Annotated in this window: 22 protein-coding genes; 7 read left to right on the top strand and 15 right to left on the bottom strand. The window is 69.4% G+C overall.

Annotation, left to right across the window (positions count from 1 at the left end; all coding sequences use genetic code 11):
• Positions 1-149 precede the first annotated feature (149 nt).
• Complete coding sequence (locus tag QH470_RS32335; protein WP_280276175.1) at positions 150-3,593, bottom strand: AfsR/SARP family transcriptional regulator; 3,444 nt, start codon at positions 3,591-3,593, stop codon at positions 150-152.
• A 208-nt stretch (positions 3,594-3,801) separates the two neighbouring features.
• Here QH470_RS32335 and QH470_RS32340 point away from each other — a divergent pair, with 208 nt between their 5' ends.
• Entirely contained in the window at positions 3,802-4,671 is an 870-nt protein-coding gene (locus QH470_RS32340) for a 1,4-dihydroxy-2-naphthoate polyprenyltransferase (RefSeq protein ID WP_280276176.1), read from the top strand.
• Positions 4,672-4,685: 14 nt separating this feature from the next.
• Here QH470_RS32340 and QH470_RS32345 read toward each other — a convergent pair whose 3' ends face one another.
• The 4 genes from QH470_RS32345 to QH470_RS32360 all read right to left on the bottom strand — a co-directional run bounded on the left by QH470_RS32345 (position 4,686) and on the right by QH470_RS32360 (position 6,409).
• The gene (locus tag QH470_RS32345) at positions 4,686-5,069 is read right to left on the bottom strand and encodes a phage holin family protein (RefSeq protein WP_280276177.1); all 384 of its coding nucleotides are present in this window, start codon (positions 5,067-5,069) and stop codon (positions 4,686-4,688) included.
• Positions 5,070-5,137: 68 nt separating this feature from the next.
• Positions 5,138-5,749 (bottom strand): Clp protease N-terminal domain-containing protein, encoded by a 612-nt coding sequence (locus QH470_RS32350; RefSeq protein ID WP_280276178.1) that lies wholly within the window; start codon positions 5,747-5,749, stop codon positions 5,138-5,140.
• The gene (locus QH470_RS32355) at positions 5,749-5,970 is read right to left on the bottom strand and encodes a helix-turn-helix domain-containing protein (protein ID WP_280276179.1); all 222 of its coding nucleotides are present in this window, start codon (positions 5,968-5,970) and stop codon (positions 5,749-5,751) included. Before QH470_RS32355 ends, QH470_RS32350 begins: the two co-directional genes overlap by 1 nt.
• Positions 5,971-6,073: 103 nt before the next feature.
• Positions 6,074-6,409, bottom strand: coding sequence for a DUF4229 domain-containing protein (locus QH470_RS32360; RefSeq protein ID WP_280276180.1), 336 nt, complete (start codon positions 6,407-6,409; stop codon positions 6,074-6,076).
• Positions 6,410-6,641: 232 nt separating this feature from the next.
• Here QH470_RS32360 and QH470_RS32365 point away from each other — a divergent pair, with 232 nt between their 5' ends.
• Both QH470_RS32365 and QH470_RS32370 read left to right on the top strand, forming a co-directional pair.
• Positions 6,642-6,875, top strand: a complete 234-nt coding sequence (locus QH470_RS32365) for a BldC family transcriptional regulator (RefSeq protein ID WP_280276181.1) — start codon at positions 6,642-6,644, stop codon at positions 6,873-6,875.
• A gap of 70 nt (positions 6,876-6,945) precedes the next feature.
• Entirely contained in the window at positions 6,946-7,143 is a 198-nt protein-coding gene (locus QH470_RS32370) for a hypothetical protein (RefSeq protein ID WP_280276182.1), read from the top strand.
• A 21-nt stretch (positions 7,144-7,164) separates the two neighbouring features.
• Here QH470_RS32370 and dapA read toward each other — a convergent pair whose 3' ends face one another.
• Positions 7,165-8,055 (bottom strand): 4-hydroxy-tetrahydrodipicolinate synthase, encoded by an 891-nt coding sequence (dapA, locus tag QH470_RS32375; protein WP_280276183.1) that lies wholly within the window; start codon positions 8,053-8,055, stop codon positions 7,165-7,167.
• A gap of 70 nt (positions 8,056-8,125) precedes the next feature.
• Between dapA and QH470_RS32380 the strand changes: the two genes are divergently transcribed.
• A complete protein-coding gene (locus QH470_RS32380) occupies positions 8,126-9,016 on the top strand; it encodes a LysR family transcriptional regulator (protein ID WP_280276184.1) in 891 nt (296 codons plus the stop codon).
• A gap of 25 nt (positions 9,017-9,041) precedes the next feature.
• On the opposite strand, the gene QH470_RS32385 is transcribed toward QH470_RS32380, so the two are convergent.
• Complete coding sequence (locus tag QH470_RS32385; RefSeq protein ID WP_280276185.1) at positions 9,042-9,923, bottom strand: class I SAM-dependent methyltransferase; 882 nt, start codon at positions 9,921-9,923, stop codon at positions 9,042-9,044.
• A gap of 136 nt (positions 9,924-10,059) precedes the next feature.
• Here QH470_RS32385 and QH470_RS32390 point away from each other — a divergent pair, with 136 nt between their 5' ends.
• Complete coding sequence (locus QH470_RS32390) at positions 10,060-10,986, top strand: NADP-dependent oxidoreductase (protein WP_280276186.1); 927 nt, start codon at positions 10,060-10,062, stop codon at positions 10,984-10,986.
• Here QH470_RS32390 and QH470_RS32395 read toward each other — a convergent pair.
• Positions 10,980-11,624: a histone deacetylase gene (locus QH470_RS32395; protein WP_280276187.1), complete on the bottom strand. Its 645-nt coding sequence runs from the start codon at positions 11,622-11,624 to the stop codon at positions 10,980-10,982. The genes QH470_RS32390 and QH470_RS32395 overlap by 7 nt on opposite strands.
• A 91-nt stretch (positions 11,625-11,715) precedes the next feature.
• Between QH470_RS32395 and QH470_RS32400 the strand changes: the two genes are divergently transcribed.
• Together QH470_RS32400 and QH470_RS32405 are read left to right on the top strand one after the other, a co-directional pair.
• Complete coding sequence (locus QH470_RS32400) at positions 11,716-12,330, top strand: PadR family transcriptional regulator (protein WP_280276188.1); 615 nt, start codon at positions 11,716-11,718, stop codon at positions 12,328-12,330.
• Complete coding sequence (locus tag QH470_RS32405; RefSeq protein WP_280276189.1) at positions 12,327-12,779, top strand: nitroreductase family deazaflavin-dependent oxidoreductase; 453 nt, start codon at positions 12,327-12,329, stop codon at positions 12,777-12,779. The genes QH470_RS32400 and QH470_RS32405 overlap by 4 nt, the downstream gene beginning before the upstream one ends.
• 3 nt (positions 12,780-12,782) lie before the next feature.
• Here the strand turns inward: QH470_RS32405 and QH470_RS38370 are convergent, their stop codons facing one another.
• The 7 genes from QH470_RS38370 to QH470_RS32435 all read right to left on the bottom strand — a co-directional run bounded on the left by QH470_RS38370 (position 12,783) and on the right by QH470_RS32435 (position 18,632).
• Positions 12,783-13,262 carry an HIT family protein gene (locus tag QH470_RS38370; protein WP_425302821.1) on the bottom strand — a complete coding sequence of 160 codons (480 nt, stop codon included), beginning with the start codon at positions 13,260-13,262 and terminating at the stop codon, positions 12,783-12,785.
• 251 nt (positions 13,263-13,513) lie between these two features.
• Positions 13,514-13,723: a hypothetical protein gene (locus QH470_RS32410; protein WP_280276190.1), complete on the bottom strand. Its 210-nt coding sequence runs from the start codon at positions 13,721-13,723 to the stop codon at positions 13,514-13,516.
• A gap of 106 nt (positions 13,724-13,829) precedes the next feature.
• Entirely contained in the window at positions 13,830-14,813 is a 984-nt protein-coding gene (ccsB, locus tag QH470_RS32415; protein WP_280276191.1) for a c-type cytochrome biogenesis protein CcsB, read from the bottom strand.
• Between the two features lie 2 nt (positions 14,814-14,815).
• Positions 14,816-16,561, bottom strand: a complete 1,746-nt coding sequence (gene resB / locus QH470_RS32420; RefSeq protein ID WP_280276192.1) for a cytochrome c biogenesis protein ResB — start codon at positions 16,559-16,561, stop codon at positions 14,816-14,818.
• 1 nt (position 16,562) lies between these two features.
• Entirely contained in the window at positions 16,563-17,384 is an 822-nt protein-coding gene (locus QH470_RS32425) for a cytochrome c biogenesis CcdA family protein (protein WP_280276193.1), read from the bottom strand.
• A gap of 34 nt (positions 17,385-17,418) precedes the next feature.
• Positions 17,419-18,030, bottom strand: a complete 612-nt coding sequence (locus tag QH470_RS32430) for a TlpA disulfide reductase family protein (protein WP_280276194.1) — start codon at positions 18,028-18,030, stop codon at positions 17,419-17,421.
• Positions 18,027-18,632 carry a histidine phosphatase family protein gene (locus QH470_RS32435; protein WP_187689550.1) on the bottom strand — a complete coding sequence of 202 codons (606 nt, stop codon included), beginning with the start codon at positions 18,630-18,632 and terminating at the stop codon, positions 18,027-18,029. The genes QH470_RS32430 and QH470_RS32435 overlap by 4 nt, the downstream gene beginning before the upstream one ends.
• Between the last annotated feature and the right edge of the window lie 178 nt (positions 18,633-18,810).

Below are 18,810 nucleotides of genomic sequence, written 5' to 3' on the forward strand. Positions count from 1 at the left end.
CCCCCCCCCCCCCGCCCCCCCCCCGCGCGCCCGCCCCCCCCCCCCCCCCCCCCCCCCCCCCCCCCCCCCCCCCCCCCCCCCCCCCCCGCCCCCCCCCCCCCCCCCCCCCCCCCCCCCCCCCCCCCCCCCCCCCCCCCCCCCGGACATACCTATTCGCCCAGCCGGCCCGATACCTCGTGCAGCAGGCCCATGACCCGCTCCGCGGCCTTCCGGCGGTTCATGCTCGCCACCGCCTGCTGTGCCGACTCCAGCGCGTCCGCGCCGACCACGGGTTCGTGCAGGCTGTAGTGGCGGTTCCAGCGCATGGACGGCAGGTCCTGCCGCCCGCCGACCTTGGATCCCAGGGCCAGCAGCCGCAGGCCGTTCTCGCGATCGCTGTCCGTGGCGAGCAGATACGAACCCACGGCGCAGGCGACAGCCCCGAGCTGCGGAAGGTCGTAGAACTGCGCCAGCCGGACCGTGGCGGTCTCGTAGATCTGCCGGGCCAGTGTGGGCACCTCGTCCAACCGGTCGTGCAGCACGTGCGCGTCGAGCACCGCCGACGCGACCATGATGTCACCGGGGCCGGGCGACGTCTCCATGATCGGCCAGGAGAACAGCTCCAGCGCGCGTCGGAACATCCGCAGGCCGCGGTCCGTATCCCCTTCTGCCAGTGCGAGTTCCGCGAGTCCGGCGATTACCGTGCCGCGGCGATGATTGGGACGTTCCACCGGCGCCTCGGGATCCAGGCCGTCGCCGACGACCCCGAGCGCGAACGTCAGCTCCGAGCGAGCCTGGGCCGGCTGCCCGGCGCCGATCAGCGAGACCGCCAGATAGCTGCGGATCTCCACGGCCTCCTCGTAGCAGCGCAGCAGCTGGAGCAGGTCCGCGCCGCGCCGGTAGTAGTCCGCCGCGCGCTGGTAGTGCGCCGCCTGGGCCGCCATCTGCCCCAGATGCTGGCAGGCCATCGCGGTTCCCCAGACGTCCTGGGATTCGGTGAGTTCCAGGACTCGCTGCGCATCCTGGATCGAGCCGTGCATGTCGCTGCCGTTCTCCCGCAGGTTCGCACGCAGCATCAGGGCCAGCGTCCGCACGCCCGAGTCGGCGTCCCGGCCGCCCTCGGCCAGCTTGCGGGCCAGCACGCGCGCGTCGGGCGCCAGGCAGATCAGTTCGCCGAAGTACCGCAGCATGGGGCTCGGCCCGGTGCCCGCGCGCAGCAGCCGCCGGACCCGCACCCGCACGGTCGCCAGCTCGCGCAGGCCCGCCTCGGCGAACAGCAGATGCGTCCCCGCCAGGGCGTAGGTCATCATCTCGAGATCGATCTCGGCGAGGCCCCGCGGTCCGGCCGGGGGCGGCACCGGCAGGGTCCGCGGCGCCCAGGTCATCAGCTCCAGATGGGCGCCGCGCATCACCCACAGCGTGCCCGCGAGCGGGAAGACCATGTAGGCCGTGGCCGCGTCCCGCCGATCCAGCGCGAATCGCAGAATCGAGACCAGATTGTCCAGCTCCGCGGCGACCGACAGCACCACGCGGACCTGCTCGTCGGTCGGATACCGCCGGGCGGCGTCGAGCGCGAATTCCCTTGCCCACCCGCACATCCGGTCCATCACGAGGTCGGCCTCGCCGGTCGCGGCCAGTTGCTCCTCGCCGAATTCCCGGACCGTCTCCAGCATGCGGTAGCGCGTGGGGATCTCGTCGTCGTCGGCCAGCACGGCGAGCAGCGATTGACTCACCAGACCCTCGACCGCTCCCACGGGATCGGCGACATCGGGCCCGGCGACGACGGCTTCGGCCGCGGTGAGGGTGAAGCCGGCCGGGAACCGGCACAGCCGCCGCAACGCCACCTGCTGTTCGGGTTCGAGCAGATTCCAGCTCCACTCGATCACGGCGTGCAGGGTCCGGTGCCGCTCCGGCGAGGTGCGATCGCCGCTGCGCAGCAACGCGAACCGATGCTCGAGCTTCGCCTCGATCTCCTCGACGCTCATGGTGCGCACGCGCGCCGCGGCCAATTCGATGGCCAGCGGCAGACCGTCGAGGGTGCGGCACAGCCGCGCGACGGTCTCGGGTTCGAGCCGCACGGACGGCCGCACCGCGCGGGCGCGGGCGATGAACAGGTCGGTGGCCGGCGAACCGTGGGAGTCGATGGCCAAGGGCGGCAAGGGATATACGGTCTCGGCGGTGATCTCCAGGGGCGCGCGGCTGGTGGTCAGCACGGTCAGCCGATCGCAGGCGCCGACCAGATCCGCGACGACCTCCGCGACCGCGTCGATCAGGTGTTCGCAGTTGTCGAGGATGAGCAGCGTCGGCCGCAGCGACAGCGCCTCCCGCAGCCGGCGGTGGCCGTCGATCGTCTGGTTCGGCCGCAAAACCTTTGTCTCGCGGGAGTATTCGCTCATGCCCAGGGTCGCGCCGATGGCGGCCTCGATCTCGGTACAGGTCGCGGCGAGCCCGTCCGGATCGGCGCGCAGCGAGGCCAGTTCGACCAGCGTGACGGCCTGCTCCGCGGCCACCCGGCCACCCAATTCGTTGGCCACACGGGTCTTTCCGGTGCCGCCGGGGCCGAGCACGGTGACCGCCCGGGACTCGGCCAGCAGCCGCTCCAATGTGTCCAGATCGGCGGCGCGGCCGAGCAACGGGTTAGGGGCCGCCCGCAGGCCGATCGCCGACAACGTCGTTCGCTGCGCGGTATCGTCACCGGGCACCGGATTCAGCGCGTGCTGCGCGGACGAAACCCGTTGCACGCCGGTAAGTTCCGCGCCCGGCCGGGGCGCCCGCGGTGTCGGAGCGCCCGGTAAGGGCTCGCCGCGCAGGATCGCCATGTTCAGCGCGATCAGGGCGGGCCCGGGGTCGGCGCCGAGTTCTTCACCGAGCCGCTTGCGCAGTGCGGCAAAGACTTCCAGCGCCTCGTTGGCTCGGCCGTCGGTGGCGAGCAGACGCATCAGGGTGGCGTGCGCCGGCTCGTCGAGCGGCTCGGCGGCGGCGTTGCGCCGCGCGATGGCGAGGGCGCCGGGCACATCGCCGAGTTCCTCCCGCGCGTTCAGCTCCAGCGAGTCCAGCGCGGCCCAGCGCGCCGCCGCGACCTCACGCACCTCGTCGGCCACGAGTCCCTGGGGCAGGTCCGAGCCCGGCTCGCCGCGCCACAGTGCTCGGGCGCGCGCCACGGCCGCCAGGCAGCCGGGTGCGTCGCCGGTGTCCAGCAGGTCGCGCGCGTGGCGTTCCAGCTGCCCGGCGCGGCCCAGGTCCACCTCGTCCTCCGTCAGGCACAGCCGGTATCCGGCCGGACCGATCTCCAGCGCACCGTCCGGTAGCGCCGAACGCAGCCGGGAGACCTGCGTGTGCAGCGCGTTCATCGGCGCTCGGGGTGGCTGATCGCCCCAGACGTCGTCGATCAGGGCCTGTGCGCTGCGGCTGCGGCCGGGGTGTACGGCCAGCGCGGCGATCAGCAGCCGCGCTCGCGCTCCGGGTATCGCGGTGAGCTCGCCGGTCCGCCGCACGGCCGTCTCTCCGAGCAGTGTCACCCGGACCGGCGGCGCGGGCACACCGGCGTCCCGGTCCGGGTCGGACCGGGTGTGCGTCGTCCCGGCGCCCGCGGAGCCGTTGTGATCAGGAAGCATGCCGTCGCAATCGTATGTGAGCGGTCGAACGAATTTCGGGGACGCGGCGCTGCGGTCGATGCTCACCATTGTCCGTCACCCCGGTCCAGCAATCCGATATATCGGCATAATGCTACCGATATATGCGGCGAGTATCCACCGCCCCGGACGGAACGCCGCTCCGGCCGCGCGCGGTTGCCGAGTCCGTACCGCACATTAGGCTTCGCTCATGGCAAGTGCTGCACAATGGCTCGAAGGCGCCCGTCCGCGCACCCTCCCCAACGCGATCGCCCCGGTCCTGGTCGGCACCGGCGCGGCCGCCTCGCTGGACGGCGCGGTCTGGTGGAAGGCGCTGCTGAGCCTGCTGGTGTCGCTGGCCCTGATCATCGGCGTGAACTACGCCAACGACTACTCCGACGGCATCCGCGGCACCGACGACGAGCGGGTCGGACCGCTGCGCCTGGTCGGTTCCGGCGTGGCGAGCCCCGCCGCGGTGCGCGGCGCGGCGATCGCGAGTCTGTCGGTCGCCGCCGTCGTCGGCCTGGTGCTGGTGGCCACCACGGCCTGGTGGCTGCTGCTGGTGGGCGCGGCCTGCCTGGCCGGGGCGTGGTTCTACACCGGCGGCGCGAAACCCTACGGCTACAGCGGTTTCGGCGAGATCGCGGTATTCGTGTTCTTCGGCCTGATCGCGGTGCTGGGCACGGAGTTCGTGCAGGCCGAGCAGGTCGACTGGGCGGGGCTGGTCGGCGCGGTGGCGGTCGGCGCGTTCTCCAGCGCGGTGCTGGTCACCAATAATCTGCGCGACATCCCGACCGACTCGCAGACCGGCAAGACCACGCTGGCCGTGCGCCTCGGCGACACCCGGACACGCACCCTGCACCAGGTATTGCTGGTGCTGCCGTTCGTAGCGTCGCTGCTGCTGGTGGCCCGCACCCCGTGGGCGCTGGCCGGGCTGCTCGCGGCGCCACTCGCCGTGCGCTCCAACGCACCGGTGCGCGGCGGGGCGAACGGCCCGGGCCTGATCCCGTCGCTGCGGGACACCGGGCTGGCGATGCTGGCCTGGTCGGTGCTGACCGCGCTCGCGCTCGGGATCGGCTGATCCCGGCCGGGCCGCTAGTCCTTGTCCGGCACCAGGATCCCGAGGATCCAGTTGACCAGGGTGATGACGACCGCGCCGATCACCGCCGCCCAGAAACCGTGCACGCGCAGGCCGTAGTCGGTGGTCTCGGTGATCTTCGCGGTCAACCACAGCATCAGGGCGTTGATCACCAGCAGGAACAGGCCCAGCGAGACGATCACCAGTGGCAGCGACAGCAGCTTCACAATCGGCTTGACCAGGGCGTTCACCAGACCGAAGACGATCGCGACGGCGAGCACCACCACGATCTTCGCGCCGGTGCCCTGGTCGGCCGGGCTGACCAGGTCGATATCGCCGACCCAGGCGGCGGCGAGCCAGATCGCGACCGCGTTGATGATCAGGCGTAGCAAGAGGACCATGGCGACATGCTAATGGTCGCCACGCCCGAGCACCGGGCGTAGCGACCACGTCGCGACCGGGCATGTCGTCAGGCCGCCCGCTCCAGCAATTCGTGGACCGCCTGCCGCAGGGCGCGAATGCCGTTCTCCCCGCCGAGCAGTTCGCGGGTCCGATCGTTGGGCGTGCGCAGCAGGCCGAGCAGGACGTGGCCCGCCTCGATCCGGTCGGCGCCGCCCGAAATCGTCTCGCGCAACGAGAGTTCCAGCACCTTCTTGGCGTCCCGGGTGAACGGGATGTGGCCGAAGGTCATGCTGCCGCCGAGCCGGAACCGGCTGCGGCGCGGTTGTTCCTCGGCGGGTATCGCCCGCTCCAGCGCGTCCTCGCCGAAGGTGGCCTCCAGGCTCTCCCGGACGGCCTCGAGATCGATGCCGATGGAGCGCAGCGCGGCGGCGTCCTCCTCGCCGAGCGGCTCGCCCGCGGGGCCGGACTCGTCCTCCCCGTGGTCGCGCCGCAACTCCTCCCGCAGGCCGTCGGCGGTGATGCCGTTGTCGGACAGCACCTTTCGCAGCCCCGGATCGGGCGCCGCGGCGAGCCCCAGCAGCACATGCTCCACATCGATACTCGGAGAGCGCAATTCACGCGCCTCCTCCTGTGCCACCACGACCGCGTGCCGGGCCGGCTTGGCGAACTTCTCGAACATCAGCGGATACCGCCTCTCCGGTTGTACTTCTGATGGACCGCCTGGCGGCTGACCTCGAGCGCGTCGGCGATCGTCTGCCAGGACCAGCCCTGTTCGCGGGCATTGGCCACCTGGATCGCCTCCAGCCGTTCGAGCAGCCGACGCAGCGCGAGCACCGCGCGCAGCCCGACCCTGGGGTCCGGACTGCCGGCGGCGGCCGCCAGCGTTGTTGCTTCACTCATGAACGTCAATTTACGTTGACGCTCGCGGCGCGTCAACCAAAATTGACACTTCGGGGAAGGCGTTCGCCGACAGCGGAACCCGGTGCCGGAGAGAGAGTGCGGCCTACTGCTGCTCGCCGCGCATGCGCGCGCGCAGCTCGGCCTTGTCGGTGCGCCGCTTCTCGTCGACGGCCGCGATGTCCTCGTTCACCCGCGCCCGCAACCGCTTGAACAGCACCAGCGACAGCGGCATGGCGACGATCAGCGCGAACAACAGCGCCACGATCAAGGGGATGTCCACAGTCAGAATCCGGGCCAGCACCACGATGACGGCGGCGATGGCCGCGACCAGCACCAGCCGGGCCAGGGTGTAGAGCGCCAGATCGCGCGCCAGCCGCCGGCCCGCCGGGGCCGGAGCGGGATCGGCCGGGGCGCCGTCCGGTCGAGATGCGTCACTCACGCGACCAGCCTAGGCGACGAGTTCCCGCGACCGAGTCGCCCGTGTCCGGTTCGCACGTAATCGCTGCGAATTCGCTGGACGGCGCCGAACGATCCGCAACCAAGCCGTACGCATATCCGATTTGTCTATTACTTCCCCTTTACCAAAGTTAGATCATTCGAGTACGTGGGGGGTCTGGTGCAACGATGTCGCTATCTGATGAGGGATCTGTCGATTACGGAAAGGTTTGCGAATGACTGCGATCACCGCGGCGAGCCGCACGTTGGGTTCCGTCAACGGCCAGGAGGCCCTCCTGACCCCCGGCCAGGTAGCGGCACTGTTCCACGTCGACCCGAAGACCGTCACCCGGTGGGCGCACGCCGGGCGGCTCGGCTCGTTGCGCACTCCCGGCGGACACCGCCGTTTCCGCGAGTCCGAGGTGATGCAGCTGCTCAGGTCGCTGACCACGGAGGCGACCCGAGTCTGACCCAGTTTCCGGTGTCTGCGGTGCCGCAGGTACGGACACGGATTACCCTCGATGACAGGAGGTGAGTGACGTGGCGTACCTGTTGGCACTCATCGCGGTCGTAGTTGTCGCGGTGCTGTGCTGGAAGGCGTTCGGGCCGGAGCGTTCGCGGCGACTCGGTGCCGGTCCGGCGCAACGAAATCGAATCATCGGACCGGACGACGACCCTGATTTTCTCTGGCGTATCTCTCGACCACATCACGACGGCGATCCTGGAAACGATCGCTGATTCTCATTCGTCGCGCGTAAGTCACACCCTCGGCGCGTAACCGAGTTCCAGCGCGCCGAGGGCCGCGGCGACGGCCGCGTCGGACGCCGGCAGCAGCGGCAGCCGCACGGCCGGACTCGGAATGCGGCCCTGTGCGGCCAGCACACCCTTCATCACCACCGGATTGGGTTCGGCGAAAAGGGCTTCCGCCAGCGGCGCCAGCAGATTGCCGAGGTGCCGGGCGCGCTCGACCGAGCCGTCCCGCCACGCGGCGGTCATATCCACATACGCTCTCGTCGCGACATTGGCGCTGGCCAGGATGGCTCCGGCCGCGCCAAGCGCGAGCATCGGAGCGGCGTAGAGATCGTCCCCGATCAGCACGGCCACATCGGCGGGGCAGCGGCTCATGAATGCGATCGTGGTGGCGTCGATCGCGCCGACCGCGTGCTTGAATCCGGCGACGCCGGGGAGTTCGGCCAGGCGGCACAGCGTGTCGACGCCGAGTTGGCAGCCGGTGCGGTACGGGATGTTGTAGATCAGCACCGGCACCGGGCTCGCGGCGGCCAACCGCCGGAAGTGTTCCACCACACCGGCTTCCGAGGGCCGGGTGTAGTACGGGACGACGGCCAGCACGGCGGAGACGCCCGGAGCCAGGTCGGCCAGCGCGTGTGTCGAGTCGGCGGTCGAATTCGATCCGGTGCCCACCACCAGGGGCGCCTGTCGTTGCCTGCACACAGCGGCACAGATGTCGACGACGCGGCGGCGCTCGTCGGCGGTCAGGGTCGCGGGTTCACCCGTGGTGCCCAGCGCGACGATTCCGGATGCGCCCGCGTCCAGCGCGTCGTGAGCCAGTCCCTCCAGTGCCTCGGCCGCCAGTTCGCCGGTGGCGGTGAACGGCGTGATCAACGGGACGAACAGGCCGGTGAATGTCATGCCCCCAGCCTCGTCGCCACCACGCTTCACGTCCATTACACGTTTCTGCAAGCAAGGTTAAGCTGAAGTTATGCTCGATGTCCGACGCCTGCGACTGCTGCGTGAGCTGGCCCAACGCGGCACCATCGCCGCCGTCGCGCAGGCGCTCGCCTACACGCCGTCGGCGATATCGCAACAGTTGGCGGCGCTCGAGAAGGAGGCCGGGGTGCCGCTGCTCGAGCGGACCGGGCGCAGCGTCCGGCTCACCCCCGCCGCGGTCCGGTTGGCCGACCACGCCGAGACCATCCTCGCGGTGCTGGAGCAGGCGTCCGCCGAACTCGCCACCGGCCGCACGGAACTCACGGGCACGCTGCGCATCGGGGCCTTCCCGACGGCCGTGCGGACGATCCTGTCACCGGCGCTCGTCGCGCTGAGCCGTGACCATCCCGGCCTGGAACTGCTCGTGTCCGAACTGGATCCGGTGAACGCGCCCGCCGCGCTGCGGGCCGAGACGCTCGATATCGCGCTGGTCCAGGAGTACGACTACGTGCCCACCACTCCCGAAACCGGTTTGGACACCGAACCTTTCCTGGAGGAGACGATCAACCTGGCCGCCCCGGCCCCCGAACCCCTTGCCGAGCACCGCGATTCCCTCTGGATCGCCGGGATGCCCGGCACGCTGTGCCACCTGATGACCGTACGTGCCTGCGAGGCAGCGGGTTTCACGCCGCACATCCGTCATCATGCCGATGATTTCGGCACGGTTCTCGCGCTGGTCGCCGCCGGGCAGGGGGTAGCGCTGGTGCCGGAGCTGGGTGCGCTGAATATCCCCAGCGGTGTCGCACTCGTCCCCCTGTCGACCCGTCGCCGCACCCGCCTCGCCTACCGCCGCGGCACCGGTTCCCACCCCGTCGTCGCGGCCGCCCGCGCCGCCCTGCACGCCTCCTGCGCGACCCTCCCGTCCCGGCAGGCGGTCGAATGACGCGTCCCGCGCATCGACCCCGTGCTCAGGGCTTGTTTTTGCGGAGCTGCCAGAGGATCACCGCCGGGACTCCGGCCGCGGCGGCGCGTGCCGCTTCCGGGACCAGGGCGGCGAGTGACCAGGGCCAGACTTCCCAGGGGCCCGGGCCGGTACTGGGCTCGGAAGTGGTTGGGGGCGGCGGCATTACGGGCTCCTCGCAGCGTTGGACGGTGAAGCCCGCGGCGAGGGCGGCGCGCAGTTGGTCGCCGACGCGGTGCGGATAGGAGCGCAGGCGGGCGGCCGTGCCGTCGGGGCGGCGCACGGTGGGCAGGTGGGTGCGGGCCACCTGTTCGGGGTGTACGTCGGCGATCAGCGCGTGCCCGCCCGGCCGGAGAACTCGGGAGAATTCGCGCATGACCGGGAGTGGATCCGGCACGTGCGACAGCGCGAGCGAACAGGTCAGCACGTCGACGGAGGCGTCCGCGACCGGCAGTCGTTCCAGATCACCGAGTCGGAAATCGCTGTCCGGCAGTCGCTTTCGGGCACGGTCGAGCATTTCCGGCGAGCTGTCCACGCCGAGCACCCGGTGCCCGCATTCGGCCAGCACGGCCGCGACCCGGCCCGTACCGCACGCCGCGTCGAGGGCGGCGCCCGGCGGGAGGCCTGCCGCCAGCTCGCGGACCATCGGCTCGTCGAACCCGAACGCGGGGTTCGGTCCGTCGTAGCTCTCGGCCCAAATCCCGTAGCCCTCCACGGTATTCACGTATTCCACCGCAACACCGTCACCGAGTCCGCCCTCGGCGAGCAACCGCCGAACCTCCGCGACCCGAGCCTCGGTGAACTCCCGCCCGTACTCCCCCGCGAACGCCCGCAACAACGCGAGCCCTTCCAACCCCAGTACGTAGGCCAGCGGATTCTCATACGCCATGTCCCGGGACGCTATCGACCACCCGCACTCACGATCCACCGAATTTCATCCCGCTCACCGCCGGCTACCCACCGATCCATTGCCTGGCGCAGCTACGTGACCTGGGCGTAGCTACCTTGCGGCGTAGGCTGCGGATATGGAAGCGATCTTTGCGAACAGCTACGGTGATCCCGATGTTCTGACGCTCGGCGAACTTCCAGCTCCCAAGGTGGGGCCGGATCAGGTGCTGATTCGGGTCAAGGCGGCCGGGGTCAATCCGGTCGACTGGAAGGTCCTCGCCGGATATCTGGATCCGATGATGTATGCCCATTTCCCGCTGATCCCGGGATGGGACGTCGCCGGTGTGGTCGAGCAGCTCGGCGCGGACGTGCCGGAGTATCAGGTCGGCGACGAGGTGATGGGTTATGTCCGCCGCGACGAGGTCCAGCACGGCACCTATGCCGAACTGGTGGCCGCGCCGGTCCGGACACTGGCGCGCAAACCGGCCGCGCTGACCTGGCAGGAGGCCGCGGGACTCCCGCTCGCGGGGCTCACCGCGTATCGGTCGCTCGAACGCGTGGGATTGTCGCCGGGCGAGACCGTCCTGGTGCACGCGGCGTCCGGCGGCGTCGGCTCGCTGGCCGTGCAGATAGCCGTCGCGCGCGGCGCCCGGGTGATCGGCACCGCCAGCGAGCGCAACCACGATTTCCTGCGGTCCCTCGGCGCGGAACCGGTCACCTACGGCGACGGCCTGGCCGACCGGGTCCGCGAACTGTCCTCCGAGGGCGTCGACGCGGCCGTCGATTTCGCCGGGAGCGGCGTGATCGACGTGTCCCAGGACCTCCTGCACGACCGCTCCCGCATCGCTTCGGTCGCCGATGGCACCGTGGGCGAGAAGGGTGGGCACGTGGTCTGGGTCCGCCCCTCCGCCACCGAACTGACGACCCTCGCCGACCTCGCCGAGGCGGGCAAACTCACCGTCCCGGTCGACACCGTCCTGCCGCTGGCCGAGGCGGCCCGAGCCCTCGAGCACAGCAAGAAGGGCCGCTCCCGGGGCAAGATCGTCCTCGAGGTGAGTCAGTAGTTGCGGATAGCTGTGTATAGATCGTCGCGAGGCCAGAAGCCTTGGACGCCAGGGAGTTCGGCGAGGTAGGTGAGTATCTCGGCCGAGGTCCAGCCGTGGGATTCCCGGAGGCCCGCGGCCAGCATGGCGAGGTAGCGCGGAGACGGTTTGTTCAATCGGACCGTCTCCGGCTGCCAGGGCGAGGTGAAGGTCAGCACCGGAAATCCGTCCAAAACCGTTACGTGCAGCAAGGTTTCGTAGCGGCCGTCACCCAGCCGGGTGATGCCGTCGCGGGTCAACTCGGCGAGATCGAGGCCGGGGCCGGTTCCCGGCATCCGGTACATCTCTTGTGCCAGTAGGTCTTCGAACTGCTGGAAGGTCAGCAGATACCCGCGTGCGGCCGCACCCGCGGGCCAGTCCGCCTCGGGCCGGGCGGCGTAGAAGGCGACGCCGCCGGTCCAGACCGGGCTCTCCCAGGCGAAGTAGATCGTGCCCGGCAGCGTCAGTGGGCGGCTCGCTCGCGGCGGCGTCGGATCCCGGAAACCGGGGTACGTGCGCGGGGTCCCCGGCGGATTCCCGCCTCGGCGGTAATAGTCCAGCCGCCGCGCGAACAGGTTCGACCCGTACGCGGCGTACCACACGTATCCCGCCGACCCCATGACACCGAATTCTACGGACGTGCCTGGTCCTGCTGGCCTCTGTGACGTATAGTCGAACTCGACTAAACGAGTTCGACTATACGGAGGCCGCATGGAGCGACCACTGCGTGCCGTGAGTTCCCCACTGACCGTAGCGGTGCTGACGCTGCTCGCGGAAAAGGCCCGTCACCCGTACGACATGAAGGTGACGCTGCGCGAGCGGCACATCGCGGAGACGGTGAAGATGCGCGGCGGCTCGCTCTACGACACCATCGCCCGGCTGGAGCGAGCCGGACTGCTGACTCCGACGGAGACGTCGCGGGCCGGGTCCCGCCCCGAGCGGACGGTCTACGCCATCACCGAGGCGGGCCGAAAAACACTGCGCGAGTTGATCTCCGAGTTCGTCGGCGAGCCGATCAACGAATTTCCCCGCTTCGTCGCCGGACTGGCACATCTCGCGGTGCTGACCCCGGCCGAGGCGGCGGCATTGCTGCGCCGACGTGCCGATCAGCTGGCCGCCGAGTCGGAGCGGGCGGCGCGTGAACTCGCCACCGCCGCACCGGATCTGCCACGCGTGGTGCTGCTGGAGACCGAATATCTCCAGCGCATGCGCGACTGCGAAATCGACTGGCTGCGGCAGACCGCCGCCGACATCGAACACGGCCACGTCGCATGGCCGGAACCCGAAATCCCTTCCGGCCCAGCACAAGAGGAGAAAAAATCATGAGCAAGACCGACATCGACCGGATGCGCCGCCGCCTCAAGCCGTTCAACAAGGTGATCGTCGCGCTACAGCGAGCAGGCTTGGCCCTCGGCACCATGCACGTCCTCTCGGTCCCGGGCCGCAAGTCCGGCGAACTGCGCACCACCCCGGTCTCTCCCTTGACCGTGGACGGGAACACTTACGTCGTCGGCGGTTTCGAACACGCGGACTGGGTGAAGAACGCCCGCGCCGCGGGCTGGGGCGAACTGGCCAAAGGCCGCCGCCGCCAACGAGTCACCCTCACCGAACTCCCTGTGGAAGACCGCGCCCCGATCCTGCGAGCCTTCCCCCGCGAGGTCCCCCACGGCGTCCAATTCTTCGTCAAAACCGGCGTAGTACCCTCCCCCGACCCCGATTCCTTCGCCGCAGCCGCCCCCCGCTGCCCCGTCTTCCGCATAGACCCCCAGGAATAACGCCTAGAACCCGAGTTCCCGGCGAAGCGCCTCGGCATCGGCCCGCAGCCTGTCCTCGGGGATTCTCGATTCGCCCACTTCCTGGGGCACCAGCGGAAACGGCAGCCCCGGCCTCGGATCATTGTCCCGATAGCGTGGCAGAAGATGGGTATGGAGATGCGGAAGAGTGTTCCCCAACGTCTCATAGTTCATCTTCAACGGACGATAGTGCCTAGCCAAAGCACCGGCGACAACCATGACTCCCCGCCAGTACTCCCCCGATTCCGAGTCCGACAACTCATACGGCTCGTTCACATGCCGCCCCCGCCAGATCACCACGGTGTACCCCCGCTGAATATCAGCCCGCTGCAAGGCCGCATCAACATTCGGACTCCGATAAATAGTGATCCCATACTCATCCGAATCCCCCCGCTCGGAATCGCACATCCCACACCCGACCCCCCGCGCCAGATCATCCCAATCAGCGGGCCACACACCACCCATCCCATCCCCATCCAAATGGCTCTAGTTCAACCCGGCGTAGCTGTGCAACCCACTCACCACGGTTGGGCTACGGCACCAGCAACAGCTGACCAGCCTTGGACCGCACGATCGAGAAGTGCTTGCGGTCCAGCGTCGCCACGGCGGTCACGGACGCATCCACCGTACCGAGCGGCAGATCGGAGTACTTGTCGGCCAGCTCCCGTACCTCGGGTTATTGACCAGAGCGACGATCGGCCCCGTATCGACAACGATCACTCGGACGTATCCCGGTCGAGTTCCTCTCGGACGATCTCCTTGGCTCGCTCCCCCAGATCGGGTTCGGCCGACGCGAGACCCTCACTACGGAACGTGCGCCTCCCGGACTTCCGCACCAACTGACGCAACAGCGCCGCCGCGGCCGGCACCTGATCATCGGGCACAGCCTCAGCCAGCCGGACCAGCTCCTCGTGAGTGGTACTCATGACCACAGTGTATGCCGCCCGGTGGCACGCCGGACGTGCCCGCATCACCCTGCACTATTCCGGAACTGCCTTCTCAGGCACCGTCAGAATCCCTAGGTAAATAACTTCAGTTCAACCCGGCGTAGCTGTGTAATCCACTCACCACGATATTGATGATGAACAGGTTGAAGAGCATGGCTACGAAGCCGGCTACGTTGATCCAGGCGGCTTTGGTGTCTCGCCAGCCTGAGGTGGCTCGGGCGTGGAGGTAGGCGGCGTAGACGACCCAGGCTATGAAGGAGACTGTTTCCTTGGGGTCCCAGCCCCAGAAGCGGCCCCAGGCGGATTCGGCCCAGATGGCGCCGAGGATGACGCCGGCGCCGAACAAGGGGAAGCCGACGATGGTGGTTTTGTAGGCTAGGCGGTCGAGGGCGCGGGCGTCGGGGAGGCGGCGGGACAGGGCGCCGATGATGTTGTTCGACTCCTGGCCTTCGGGCTCGCGCAGCCGCAGGAGGAACAGCAGGCTCGCCACGCCCGACAGCATGAAGATGCCGCTGCCGATGCTGACGATCGTCACGTGGATGGGCAGCCAGTACGACTTCAGCGCCGGAACCACCGGGGCCGCTTCGGCATACAGCACCTGCCCGGCCAGGAACATCAGGATCAGGACCGGCGCCAGCAGGAAGACCCACATCGAGCGGTAGCGCCGCTCGTGCATGAACACCACGCCCGTCACCGCGGCCGCGGCGGTGGCCATCGTGATGAATTCGTACATGTTCCCCAGCGGGAAGCGGTGAGTCGCGAAGCCGCGCAACACGATCGACACGAGATGCAGGCCGATCGCCACGAACAGCACCGCGAACGCCATATTGCCGAGCCGCTCCGGCAGGGGACGACCGGGCGATGCCTCGACTCGGCCGGGCACCGGGCCGTCCCCGGCGGGGATGTCGGCCGCGCCCGCCCCGCCGACGCTCACGAGTTCCCGCTCGGTGACGCGACTGCGCGCCGAGGCGTACTGCACGATCAGCATCGCGAGCACCAGGACGTAGATGACCCACGCCGTCTTGAAGGCGAGATTGCTGTATCCGGCGAGAGTTTCGTCGATCGTCATGGTCACTCTCTCGTGCTCTCGGTCCGCGCGGTGGGAGTCTCCGGGGTGCTGTCCAGCAGCCGTGCTCGCAGACGGTCGAATTCGCCGCCCCAACCCGCCTGGTCGGTGCGGGCCAGACCGCCCATCTCTACTACGGTACGTCGTTCACCATCGGGACGGTCGCCGGGGTAGGCGCGCAACCAGATCCGGCGGCGCTTCACCAGCAGCGACACCAGCAGTCCGGCCATCATGGTCAGCGCGCACGCCAGCACCCAGCCCTGCGCGGGATCGTGCGAGACCTGGAGATTCGCGTACTGCTTCGCGCCGTCGAAGGTCACCTTGGTGCCGTCGGGGAGGGTGGCCGATTCGCCGGGCCGCAGATTGACCCGCTGCTCCTTGGTCAATCGGCCCTGCTTGATCATCTCCGAATCCAGCGCGAACAGCGACTGCGCGCGGCCGGTGTCGAGGCCGGTCTCGCCGCGGTAGATGTCGATGGCGACCGCGGGATCGGTCAGCGCGGGATACGACGAGGTCAGCAGGTTGCCGTGGAGCAGGGCGGTCGGCGCGAACAGGCCCTCGATCGCGATCTGGTGCTTGCGTCGCTCCTGCTCGCTGCCGAACATGCCGCCGGGCGGATCGAACCGCATGACGCCGCTGGAGAGGAAGGTCGTGCCGTCGTCGGGTCGCCACTGCGTGGTCTCGGTGCGCGTCCGACCGTCGGGATAGGTGACGGTGAAGGTGGGCGCGTACCCGTGGCCCTGCAGGTACACCCGGTCGCCGGAGACGCGCAGCGGGTGGTTCACCTGGATCGTGGTGTCGCGCCAGGTGTCACTCGCAAGGTCGGCCCCGGCCTGGTAGGAGATGTCGGCGGTGAACATCTCGGCCTGGCCGTTGGGCAGGTAGTCGGCCCGGAAGTCCTTGACCCGCACACACATCGGCGCCAGCCCCGTGCCGTCGTTGACCCGCCCGGCGCGGAAGGAGTCGAACGCCGCGGTCGAGGTGGTGCAGAAGCCGGGACCGTTGTCGGCGACCACGATGACGCTGCCCTCGTACCCGAACAACCGCCCGGCCGCGATCGCCACCAACAACCCGACCAATGCCAGGTGGAAGACGATATTGCCGAGTTCGCGGAAGTAGCCCTTCTCCGCGGAAAGGGTTACTTCGTCGGTGGAGCGCCGGGCAATGTCAGGAGAGAAGAACACTTCCTCGCCGGGCGTGCGGGCAACGTCAGGAGCGAGAGTTGCTTCGTCGCGCCCCTCCCGCTGCACACGACGCTCGACAACCCGCCAGCCGCGAAGTTCCGTGCGGGCCTTGGTGATCACATCCTCGGCGGAGTCCGTCGTGGTGGTCGAGTAGTGGTGGGGCAGGCGGGTGAGGTTGCGCGGGGCGCGCACCGGCGGGGTGCGCCAGGCCTTGTAGTGGTCGAACACTCGCGGCACGATGCAGCCGACCAGCGAGACGAACAGCAGCACGTAGACCGCGGTGAACCAGAAGCTGGAGAACACGTCGAACAGCTGTAACCGGTCCATCCACGGACCGAGGGTGGACCGGTCCGCGATGTACTTGTCGACCTTCTGCGTATTCAGGTTGCGTTGCGGCAGTAGGGCGCCGGGGATGGCCGCCAGCGCCAGCAGGAAGAGCAGCATCAGCGCGGTGCGCATGCTGGTGAGTCCGCGCCAGGTGTTGCGCAGCAGTGCGAAGGCGCGGCGCGGCAGGGACTGGCGGGGCGGGCGGGCCGCGGCGGGGGCGGGGGAAATCGTTGCAGTCATGTCAGATCGGCAGAGTCACCTGGGAGACGAATACATTGCGAACCCACCCGACGAACTGGTCCCACAAACCGGTGACCAGCGCGATACCGACGGCGACGAGCAGGATCCCCCCGATCACCTGAATAGTGCGCGAATTGCGGCGCAACCACCCGACCCCGCGCAGCGCACTGGCCGACCCGAACGCCAGGATCACGAACGGCAACCCGAGGCCCAGGCAGTACGCGACGATCAGCACCACGCCCCGAACGGCGGTGGCGCCCTCGGTCCCCGCGGACACGGCCATCACGCCGGACAGCGTCGGTCCCAGGCACGGCGTCCAGCCCAGCGCGAACACCGCACCCAGCAGCGGCGCGCCGACGACGCCGGTCAATCGCCGCGGATGCATCCGGGTGTCGCGCTGTAGCGCCGGGATCAGGCCCAGGAACACCAGGCCCATCACGATCGTCACGACGCCGCCGAGGCGTTGCAGCAGTTCACGATTGACGTTCAAGGTCTGAATCAGCCCGAACACGGTCGCCGACGCCAGGACGAACACGACCGTGAACCCGGCCACGAACAGTCCCGCCGCGCCCGCGACCCGCATCCGTCCGGACTTCGTGACCAGCGCGGCCCGGTCACCGCTCGCCTCGGCCACCGTCACCGGCGGCGCCTCGGCCCCCACCAGCCCGGCGAGGTAGGACAGATACCCGGGTACCAGCGGCACCACGCACGGCGACGCGAACGACACCAGGCCGGCCAGCATGCACGCCCCGAGCGCGAGGAGCAGCGGCCCGGACGCCGCGGTCTGCTGGAACGAATCCCCCACCGCCGCATACACACTCATCGCGCCCACCCCTGCGTCGCACTGGCGCCCGATCTCACTGTGCGCCCTCCGCGGCGATGCGGTCGACGACCGGTTGCAGGTCCTCGGCGAGCAGCGAACGCAGGAAGACCGCGGCTACCCGGTGCTGCCGGTCGAGGACCAGCGTGGTGGGGATGACGCTGGTGGGGAACTTGCCCCCGAGGGCGAGCAGGGTGCGCATCTCGGGGTCGTAGACCGAGGGATAGCCGACGTGGAAATCGGTGACGAAATCCTGCGCCTTGTCGCGCTGCGGATCACGCACGTTGATGCCGAGAAACGCCACGCCCTTCGCCTTCGACTGCTCGTAGACCTGCTCCAACGCCGGCGCCTCCGCACGGCACGGGCCACACCACTGTCCCCAGAGGTTCAGTACCACAACCTGATTCGGGAAGTCGGCCACCGAGATGGTTTTGCCGGGGTGCAGCAGATCCGGCCCGGACAGCTTGCCGATGGTGCCGCGGGCCGCGGGCGGGTCGTAGAAGATGTCGGTCTTGCCGCCCGGCGAGACGAAGTCGAAGGTGCCGCCGCTGGCGACCGCGTCGGTGCCGGTCGAGCAGCCGGACAGCGCGGCCAACAGCGCCACGCCCGCGACCAGCACGGCTCCCACCGACCGCCACCGACCGCTCACGCCCCGGTCACCCGCGGATCCGACTCCCCGGCGGGCTCGGAGTAGACGATGTCGATGAGCGTATCGCCCTGGTACACAAGCGAAGTCACGGAGGCCAGCGAGCACTGCCGCTGCCGCGGATCGTGCCACAGCCGCTTGCCCTCGAGGAATCGCCGCAGTGTCCACACCGGCAGCTGATGCGACACCAGCACCGCCTCGTGGCCCGCCGCCTCCACCCGCGCCTTGTTCACCGCGGCCAGCATGCGATGCGCGATCTGCAGATACGGCTCGCCCCACGACGGGGTGAACGGGTCGCGCAGCTTCCACCAGTGCCGCGGCTTGCGCAGCGCGCCGTCGCCGACCGAGACGCGCAGGCCCTCGAAGGTGTTGCCCGCCTCGATCAGGTTGTCGTCGGTGCGCACGACGACGCCGTGCTGGACCGCGATCGGCTCGGCGGTCTCCTGCGCGCGTTGCAACGGCGAGGCCACCACCAGGGAGATGTCGTGATCGGCCAGCGATCGCGCCACGGCGGTGGCCTGCGAACGGCCCGCGACCGACAGACTGAACCCGGGCAGCCGTCCGTACAGAATGCCCTTCGGGTTGTGCACCTCGCCGTGCCGCATGACGTGCACGATGGTCTCGGTATCGGACGCGATGTGCGCGGGCAGCACCGGCGTCGCGCCGGAATCGGCATCGGAAATCGCGGGCGGGGTGGGGGCCGAGCCGGTTTCGAGCTGTTCGGATTCGCTCACGCGTTGGATCCTTCGGGTGTGGCGGGGGGCGCGGGCGCCCCCGCCGCGG

Origin of the sequence: Nocardia wallacei, assembly GCF_029868745.1 — a bacterium.
Lineage (GTDB): Bacteria > Actinomycetota > Actinomycetes > Mycobacteriales > Mycobacteriaceae > Nocardia > Nocardia wallacei_B.

Excerpts from the sequence above, each read along its gene's own strand:
- QH470_RS32335 (WP_280276175.1), bottom strand. The coding sequence starts at position 3,593 with ATGCTTCCTGATCACAACGGCTCCGCGGGCGCCGGGACGACGCACACC.
- QH470_RS32340 (WP_280276176.1), top strand. The coding sequence starts at position 3,802 with ATGGCAAGTGCTGCACAATGGCTCGAAGGCGCCCGTCCGCGCACCCTC.
- QH470_RS32345 (WP_280276177.1), bottom strand. The coding sequence starts at position 5,069 with ATGGTCCTCTTGCTACGCCTGATCATCAACGCGGTCGCGATCTGGCTC.
- QH470_RS32350 (WP_280276178.1), bottom strand. The coding sequence starts at position 5,749 with ATGTTCGAGAAGTTCGCCAAGCCGGCCCGGCACGCGGTCGTGGTGGCA.
- QH470_RS32355 (WP_280276179.1), bottom strand. The coding sequence starts at position 5,970 with ATGAGTGAAGCAACAACGCTGGCGGCCGCCGCCGGCAGTCCGGACCCC.
- QH470_RS32365 (WP_280276181.1), top strand. The coding sequence starts at position 6,642 with ATGACTGCGATCACCGCGGCGAGCCGCACGTTGGGTTCCGTCAACGGC.
- dapA (WP_280276183.1), bottom strand. The coding sequence starts at position 8,055 with ATGACATTCACCGGCCTGTTCGTCCCGTTGATCACGCCGTTCACCGCC.
- QH470_RS32380 (WP_280276184.1), top strand. The coding sequence starts at position 8,126 with ATGCTCGATGTCCGACGCCTGCGACTGCTGCGTGAGCTGGCCCAACGC.
- QH470_RS32385 (WP_280276185.1), bottom strand. The coding sequence starts at position 9,923 with ATGGCGTATGAGAATCCGCTGGCCTACGTACTGGGGTTGGAAGGGCTC.
- QH470_RS32390 (WP_280276186.1), top strand. The coding sequence starts at position 10,060 with ATGGAAGCGATCTTTGCGAACAGCTACGGTGATCCCGATGTTCTGACG.
- QH470_RS32395 (WP_280276187.1), bottom strand. The coding sequence starts at position 11,624 with ATGGGGTCGGCGGGATACGTGTGGTACGCCGCGTACGGGTCGAACCTG.
- QH470_RS32400 (WP_280276188.1), top strand. The coding sequence starts at position 11,716 with ATGGAGCGACCACTGCGTGCCGTGAGTTCCCCACTGACCGTAGCGGTG.
- QH470_RS32405 (WP_280276189.1), top strand. The coding sequence starts at position 12,327 with ATGAGCAAGACCGACATCGACCGGATGCGCCGCCGCCTCAAGCCGTTC.
- QH470_RS38370 (WP_425302821.1), bottom strand. The coding sequence starts at position 13,262 with ATGGGTGGTGTGTGGCCCGCTGATTGGGATGATCTGGCGCGGGGGGTC.
- QH470_RS32410 (WP_280276190.1), bottom strand. The coding sequence starts at position 13,723 with ATGAGTACCACTCACGAGGAGCTGGTCCGGCTGGCTGAGGCTGTGCCC.
- ccsB (WP_280276191.1), bottom strand. The coding sequence starts at position 14,813 with ATGACGATCGACGAAACTCTCGCCGGATACAGCAATCTCGCCTTCAAG.
- resB (WP_280276192.1), bottom strand. The coding sequence starts at position 16,561 with ATGACTGCAACGATTTCCCCCGCCCCCGCCGCGGCCCGCCCGCCCCGC.
- QH470_RS32425 (WP_280276193.1), bottom strand. The coding sequence starts at position 17,384 with ATGAGTGTGTATGCGGCGGTGGGGGATTCGTTCCAGCAGACCGCGGCG.
- QH470_RS32435 (WP_187689550.1), bottom strand. The coding sequence starts at position 18,632 with ATGCGGCACGGCGAGGTGCACAACCCGAAGGGCATTCTGTACGGACGG.